We start from the raw sequence: 8,009 nt of genomic DNA on the forward strand, positions 1-8,009 counted from the left end.
TTTTGGTGGGCTTTTTATTATTCGTTATTATCATACATTCTTAAACAATTTAACTTTTCGAAAATAAAATGGGTTAGTTACAAGTTATCACTAACATGAGGTATAAAAATGGACAAAATCATACATTCTCTGAAAAGTTTTCGTTACACCAAAGAGATAAGTAAAATATTATCTAGGATTGAGCCAACAATGAAGAATACACTTGATTTGAGTGAGATATTTAAGGAATTATACAAAAACGATGTGATTAGTGAAGCTGATTTCATGGCTATGGAAACAAAAATGATGTTACATCGTTGTACAAGGCTACTCGAACATCGTGTTAAAGGGATTGATTGCGGAATTTATCTTTTTGATGAAAAGGAACAAAAACTATGGAATGCATCAATTTCAAAAGTATCTCAGCACTATAATGATTATTCTCAAGGCCTATCTACAGTTAATGATATTCAGGATGGTGACGACATACCTGTTTATGGAAAAGAGATTGTAGCCATATCAAATGTGGAGAAAGGAGAGGACATAGTTTCTCTGAACCACAAAACGGATTTATTAAAGGCGGGCTATAAGGCTGTTTGTTGCATCCCAATCCAGTATAATGATAAAATGGTTGGACATACCGTAGTGTTTTCTGAGAACATAAGAGAATTTACAATTCATGAAATCAATATGTTTAGCAAAGGGAACGAGATGATTGAGGAACAACTAGCAAGAGTGAAGTCTCATTTATTATCGGTTATAAAACAAACTGATTAAAAGGTGAATACTATGTTTGGTTTTGGTGAGAGACTTAAAGAATTAAGACAAAAACACCAGTTAACAATGGAAAATGCTGCGAAAATAGTAGGAGTGGCTAAATCCACCTATGCGGGGTACGAATCGGAATTTAGACAGCCTTCCCTTGAAAAACTCGTTATGTTTGCAAATTATTATAAGGTTTCGGTCGATTATTTGTTAAATGTAGCCCCTCTTCAAGAATTAAACGTAAAAGAAGTGCTTTCACATAAAGAACTTCATTGGGAAGGGATTCCTCTTCAAGAAGAGGATTTTCAACAAATTAGAATACTTTTAGAAAAGATTAGTCATTCAAAGAACCATAAGGAAAAATTAGGTTAATTAACAGGAAGCTCATTTGAGTTTCCTGTTTTTTTATTGTATGGAGCTTGCAAAATAATAGTAAAAATTGGGTATTGTACCAAATATTAAAATTAAGAAATTTGTAATATTTTAATGTTAAAACTTTCCTACTAAATAGTTCTAAGATATAATTACACAATAAGTTCTCATATCGAGAATATCAGGGATTTAGTGCCTATAAATTAGTACTCAAAATTTTGGTGGTACACATCATTTTAATCTATTTGAACTCAATATAAGAACTGGAGTGTGAAGTAATGAATAGCGTTGATAAGGTTAATATATTATTAGTCGATGATCGACCCGAAAATCTCTTGGCAATAGAGGCAATAATTGATCGAAAGGATTATCATCTGGTTAAAGCCTCTTCAGGTGAAGAAGCTTTAAGATATTTATTAAAGAATGATTTTGCTGCTATTCTGTTAGACGTTCAAATGCCAGGAATCGATGGATTTGCCACAGCCAAAATAATAAAGGCTCGAGAAAAAACAAAAAATATTCCCATTTTATTTATTACTGCCAATAATATGGATTCTGAACATATTTTTAAAGGCTATTCTATTGGAGCAATTGATTATATTCTTAAACCTTTTGACCCAGTAGTTCTGAAAGCGAAAGTAGAAGGATTCGTTCAAATGTATAGAATGAATCAATTACTTGTTCAACAAGCAAATCATTTGGAAGAAAAAACCAAGGAACTGGAAAAAGTAAATATAGAATTGTCAAAAGCCACTTCAAGACTTCAAATTTCAGAAGCATTAGCAAATGTTATTACAGAAACTTCTATTGATACGATGATTAATATTGATGACAAAGGAATCATTTTAAAAGCAAACCCTGCCATTTCATCCATGTTTGGATATGAGGTAAAGGAGATATTAAATAATAATATTTTAGATCTTTTTAAACGAGAGGACTCTCAAAGATACATTCAAAATGTTTTAAATGCAGTCCACCATTTGGATTTTATATCAGGCAACGAAAATAAGAAAGAAATATATGCATCAAGAAAAGATGGAACTATTTTTCCTACTGAAGTTCAAGTGGGAAAAAGATTTGTCGAGGACGAGTGTATAGTGGCTGTTACAATAAGAGACATCACTGATAAAAAGCAATATGAGGAAAGAATTACTCATATGGCCTACTATGATTGGTTAACAGATCTACCAAATAGAAGGCTGTTAAATGAACAACTGCCTTTATTGGTCAATCAAGCTAAACAATTCAATCAATCATTAGCCTTATTTTATTTGGATATGGATCGATTTAAATATATTAATGATTCGCTTGGTCATCTGATTGGAGATAAAGTACTCCAAGAGGTGGCTGTTAGATTAAAAGCAAGTGTAAGAGAAACAGATTTAATCGCAAGAGTTGGCGGAGATGAATTCAATATCGTCATGCCAAATACAAATAGAGAAAGTGCATTGGAGTTGGCAGAAAATATTTTAGAAAGCTTCAAGAGGCCACTAATCATTGACCAATACGAATTATTCATAACTAGCTGTATAGGGATGAGTATTTTCCCGTTTGACGGTGAAGATACCATTACATTAATGAAAAATGCAGATGTAGCTCTATATCGTGCAAAAGAACTAGGTAATAATAAGTGCAAAATGTACCACACAGGATTAAACATTCAATCCTATAAATCTTTTATCCTAAAAAATGACTTAAGAAAAGCTATTCAGCGAAAGGAACTAGCATTAGTTTATCAACCGCGTATAAACATAGAATCGGGTGAAATTAAAAGCGCTGAAGCATTATTGCGCTGGAATCATCCTACTTGGGGTATTGTTTCACCTATGGATTTTATTCCATTAGCAGAGGAAAGCGGTCAAATAGTTGAAATTGGTGAATGGGTGCTTAAAGAGGTATGCAAACAGATCAAGCATTGGGAGAAAAAAGACATGCCCCCAATCAGAGTGGCAGTGAATTTTTCTTCAATCCAATTTTTACAGAAAGACTTAGTGGAAAAAGTTGGGAATATCTTAAGCGAATATCATATAGAACCTAGGATGATAGAAGTTGAGATTACTGAGTCTGTATTAATGGGTGATGAGGCGAGTATTACAAGAACCTTAACTCTTTTAAGAAATTTGGGTATCTGGATAAGTTTGGATGACTTCGGGACAGGATATTCGTCACTGAATTACTTAAGGCAATTTCCTCTTCAAACATTAAAAATTGATAAGTCTTTTATTAAAGATTTAACAAAATCCAAATCGGAAAGTGTTCCACTAGTTTCTACGATTATCTCTCTAGCCAAAAGTTTAAAAATGTCCGTAATAGCTGAGGGAGTTGAAACTGAGGAACAACTTAGTATTTTGCGGGATTTGAATTGCCATGAAATACAGGGGTACTTGGTTAGCCCTCCTATATTCCCAAAGGAATTTGAACAATTCTTGAAAGAGAAAAATTCTACTTATATTGAGAGGAAAGAATTAATCCAATCTCGAGAAGATACTCTAACAGAGAAGTACGAAGAAATTTCAACAAATAATCATGTAGTAGATAATGAAAGAAGTAATAAAGAAATTCTTACTGCTGCATTAAATAACACAAAGGATATATATATGATTTCCATTCGCGAAATGGATGTTTTTAAACTTTTGGTTGATGGGCTAAGCAATAAAGAAATTTCAGAACGTTTATTTATCAGTGAACATACTGTGAAAAATCACATTACTCGAATTTTTCAAAAACTAACCGTTAATGATCGTGTTCAGGCTATTGCAAAGGTTTATCAAGCTTGTATAGAACAAGGGAAAAACCTACCTATACATTAGAATGGGAAAATTCTACAAGGAGCTCTTATATGAAAATCAAATCAAAGTTTCTGTTAGGACTTAGCACACAACCTATCCTACTTATTATGATCCTTCTTATTGGATGGATTGAAATCTCCAGTATTAATCGGTTAGAAGGGTCGACCCAAGATAACTACCAATTAGTTTTGTTGGCAGAAGAAACCCATAGAGAAGTTAAAAATGAAGCGATAAGTTTAAGAAATATTATATTATTTACTGATGAAGATTCCCTTCAAAAAGAACTTACTTACTTACAATTAGCAAATGATGCTGTATCCAAAAATATTGATTCACTTGAGTTGAAGGTATATACAAAAGAACAAAAGGAATTAATTAAACACCTTAAGGAAATAAATGAGAATTTTACCATTTATACAGATCAAATAATAAGTCTTATTTCTGAAGGGAAAAGGCAAGAGGCCATTGAGTTGATCAATGATAATGGGCACAATTTACATGAAGAGTTTTTTCAAGTACTTTCGGATCTTAATGAAAGTTTAGAAACGAGCGTATTATCAACATTTTCTAATGCTTCAAAAGATCTTCAAAGAGAAATCATTATATCTAGTCTAATAGCCTTTATAAGTATTATTTTATCTTTCGGATTTTTAGGAAAAATGGTTTGGAAACTAGCAATGCGGTTAGGGAAAGTTTCGGCAACTATGAGTAATATTGCAAATGGGAAATTGGACTTAAGTACAAGAGTTGAAGTAGAATCGAACGATGAAATTGATGAAGTAGCGAATTCATTTAATGGCATGGTTCAATCCTTGGAGGAACAAACTCAAATAGAAAGGTCTTTGATATGGAGTAAGTCAAATATAGCTGAAATTACTACATCGTTAAATGGTTTTAGCAATGTAGAATCGTTGTCTCAAACCTTCCTTTCTAAGATTGTTCCATTAATGGATTCTTGTAAGGCAGCATTTTTTGTCACTCATATCGAAGATTCAAATAATAATTCTTCATTTAAAAGAATAGCCTCATATGCTATTAACGAAAAAAGTCAAAGTACCTTTCAATTAGGGGAAGGGCTTATTGGTCAAGCCGCATTAGAAAAGTCTCCGATTTTTGTTTCTGGGGTACATTTAAATAATATCGAACTAATTGCTGGAGTAGGAGAAGCATCTCCCCTAAATATTCATGTATGGCCGATTATAGTAAATGGGAATGTGATCGGAGTTATAGAGCTTGCCTCCTTTAAAAAAATTAGCGAGACCCAGCAGTCTTTTATGGATGAACTAATCAGCCATGCCGGAATTATTTTGGATAATACAATGAAAAGAATCCAACTAGCAAAAGTGCTAGAAGAAACTCAAGCCTTAATGGAAGAAATACAGGTGCAATCGGAAGAACTACAATCCCAGCAAGAAGAATTACGAATGACTAATGAGGAGTTGGAGGAGCAAACACAAGTACTAAAACAATCTGAAGAAAAACTTCAGGCTCAGCAGGAAGAACTCGAAGAAACGAATACAGAATTAAAAGAGAAAGCAATGAGATTAGAAGAGCAAAATAAGAAATATGAAATCAAGAATAAAGAAGTGGAAAAGGCAAGAGCAGAGCTAGAAGAGAAGGCGAGATTGCTAACGTTAAGTTCAAAATATAAATCTGAATTCTTGGCAAATATGTCTCATGAATTGCGTACCCCTTTAAATAGTCTGTTAATTCTTTCGAAGTTATTGGCGGATAATCATGAGGGAAATCTATCTAATAAACAGATCGAATACTCAAATACGATTTATTCATCCGGGAAGGATTTATTGATTCTTATCAATGATATCTTGGATTTAGCGAAGATAGAGTCAGGTAAAATGGATATCCATCCAAGTGTCATCCAAATTAATTCTTTAGTAGAAATGCTTGATGTAAGATTCCGTCCCATTTCAAATGAAAAGGGATTACACTTTCATATAGATATAAAAGAAGGCACTCCTCAAACCATATATAGCGATGAAAAGCGTTTGCTTCAGGTGTTAGAAAATCTTCTTTCAAACGCATTTAAATTTACAGAAAAAGGAAAAGTTTGTTTAGAAATTGGATCTTCATCTTATTCCAAAAATGATATTGTATTTTCAGTAACCGATACAGGTATAGGCATTCCAAAAGATAAAAAAGATCTTATATTTCAAGCCTTTCAACAAGCAGATGGAACTACTAGTAGAAAATATGGAGGAACAGGACTAGGATTGTCTATTTCCAGAGAAACATCCATTCTACTAGGTGGAGAAATTAAGGTTGAGAGTGAAGAAGGGAAAGGAAGCACATTCACTTTTAGTTTAGGAAATTATCAATCTGAAAATAATGAAAAAGACGAATCTAATGACTTTCAGGAAGTGGCTGTCACGATCGAAACGATTAGTAGTACTTCAGAAGATGAAGAACAATCGAGTACAGCTAAAAAAGCTAAAATTTCTCCTTCTATTACCACAGATGATCAAATTAAAAGGCTTTTAATTGTAGATGATGATCATAATCAACGAATTAGTTTGATGGAATTAATAGGGAACATGAATGTGGTCATTAAGGCGGTATCGAATGGTTCAGAGGCACTCGAAGAGTTAAAAGTAAATCAGTTTGACTTTATGATTATGGACTTAGGTTTAGCTGATACAAACGGATTTGAATTATTAAATAAGATAATGGAAAAAGGGAAACAGGAACGTTTAGATATTATCATTTATACTGGAAGAAACTTAACTTCTAAAGAAGAATTGTATTTAAATCAACACGCACACACCATAATAATTAAAGATAGTATGGCACCACAGCGATTAGTAGAAGAATTGGCTTTGTTACTTAATGAAGGAAGTTGTGAACCTACATCAACTGATTTGAATGCTGAGAATATGGTTAAGAATATTCCTGAATTAAAAGGAAAAAGGATAATGTTAGTCGATGATGATGTTCGAAATGTCTATGCACTGTCTAGCTTTCTTGAACTGTATGGGTTGAATATTACGTTCGCTGAAAACGGTGTTGATTGTTTGCAGATTTTGAAAGAGGACAGACAATTTGACCTGATATTAATGGACATCATGATGCCAGAAATGGATGGATATGAGGCCATAACGAAAATAAGGTCTATGCAGGAATATCATACATTGCCAATCATAGCTTTAACGGCAAAAGCTATGAAAGAAGACCGTGAGAAATGTATAGAGGCAGGTGCTTCCGATTATATTGTAAAGCCCTTTGATCCTGAACAGTTAATTTCCTTGATTCAAGTATGGCTGTATTCGCAAGAAGGGAAGAAAATGGTAGATGGATAAAAGTGAGCAAAAATCAGAAGAACTTGAAAAAATAGAAATAGATCTCCTTCTACAGGGACTATATTCCTGGTGTGGATATGATTATCGAGATTACTCTTACAATTCTATCAAAAGAAGAGTTTGGCATAGAATCCATGCTGAAAAACTAACAAGTATCACCGGTTTGTTAGAGAAGGTTTTACATGATCCGGGTTGTCTAAAAAGATTAATAGCGGATTTTTCAATCAATGTGACAGAAATGTTTAGAGACCCAGATTTTTTTCTGAATTTTAGAGAGACAGTAGTTCCTATTTTACGAACATATCCAACGATTCGGATTTGGCATGCAGGATGTTCAACTGGTGAGGAAGTATTTTCAATGGCGATCCTTCTTCATGAAGAGGGTATTTACGAAAAAGCAAAGATATATGCAACAGATATTAATTCTGATGTATTAAAGATCGCTAAATCTGGTTTTTTTCCTTTAGAAAATATGAAAAAATATACCAATAATTATATTGCTTCAGGAGGGAAAAACTCCTTTTCAGATTATTATCAAGTGACCAACAATGCTGTAAAATTTGATCCTTATTTAACCAAAAACGTAGTATTTGCTCAGCATAATTTAGTAACAGATCGATCATTTAACGAATTTCAGGTAATACTGTGTAGAAATGTATTGATTTATTGTATTTGGCAAGTAAAAATTGTATTAAACGGCAATTAAAAATGTTACTTGCCAATACTCTCTATTTCCTTAACTTTGTAATAATGATTCCTTCATCCGATTACTAGGTCCTTTAAATACTAC

5 protein-coding genes are annotated in these 8,009 nt (G+C 33.0%); all 5 read left to right on the top strand.

Going from position 1 to position 8,009, the window contains the following annotated elements; genetic code table 11:
* Positions 1 to 108: 108 nt before the first annotated feature.
* The 5 genes from ACVBAX_RS17175 (at position 109) to ACVBAX_RS17195 (ending at position 7,925) form a co-directional block, all read left to right on the top strand.
* Positions 109 to 756 carry a GAF domain-containing protein gene (locus ACVBAX_RS17175; protein WP_447118109.1) on the top strand — a complete coding sequence of 216 codons (648 nt, stop codon included), beginning with the start codon at positions 109 to 111 and terminating at the stop codon, positions 754 to 756.
* A 12-nt stretch (positions 757 to 768) separates the two neighbouring features.
* Complete coding sequence (locus ACVBAX_RS17180) at positions 769 to 1,116, top strand: helix-turn-helix domain-containing protein (RefSeq protein ID WP_447118110.1); 348 nt, start codon at positions 769 to 771, stop codon at positions 1,114 to 1,116.
* Between the two features lie 278 nt (positions 1,117 to 1,394).
* Positions 1,395 to 3,926 carry an EAL domain-containing protein gene (locus ACVBAX_RS17185; RefSeq protein WP_447118111.1) on the top strand — a complete coding sequence of 844 codons (2,532 nt, stop codon included), beginning with the start codon at positions 1,395 to 1,397 and terminating at the stop codon, positions 3,924 to 3,926.
* Between the two features lie 29 nt (positions 3,927 to 3,955).
* Positions 3,956 to 7,219, top strand: coding sequence for a response regulator (locus ACVBAX_RS17190; RefSeq protein ID WP_447118112.1), 3,264 nt, complete (start codon positions 3,956 to 3,958; stop codon positions 7,217 to 7,219).
* On the top strand, positions 7,212 to 7,925 hold the full coding sequence (locus ACVBAX_RS17195; protein ID WP_447118113.1) for a CheR family methyltransferase: 714 nt from the start codon (positions 7,212 to 7,214) through the stop codon (positions 7,923 to 7,925). Before ACVBAX_RS17190 ends, ACVBAX_RS17195 begins: the two co-directional genes overlap by 8 nt.
* Positions 7,926 to 8,009: the final 84 nt, after the last annotated feature.

The sequence above is a fragment of the Robertmurraya sp. GLU-23 genome, from assembly GCF_052983275.1.

Excerpts from the sequence above, each read along its gene's own strand:
- ACVBAX_RS17185 (WP_447118111.1), top strand. The coding sequence starts at position 1,395 with ATGAATAGCGTTGATAAGGTTAATATATTATTAGTCGATGATCGACCC.
- ACVBAX_RS17195 (WP_447118113.1), top strand. The coding sequence starts at position 7,212 with ATGGATAAAAGTGAGCAAAAATCAGAAGAACTTGAAAAAATAGAAATA.
- ACVBAX_RS17180 (WP_447118110.1), top strand. The coding sequence starts at position 769 with ATGTTTGGTTTTGGTGAGAGACTTAAAGAATTAAGACAAAAACACCAG.
- ACVBAX_RS17190 (WP_447118112.1), top strand. The coding sequence starts at position 3,956 with ATGAAAATCAAATCAAAGTTTCTGTTAGGACTTAGCACACAACCTATC.
- ACVBAX_RS17175 (WP_447118109.1), top strand. The coding sequence starts at position 109 with ATGGACAAAATCATACATTCTCTGAAAAGTTTTCGTTACACCAAAGAG.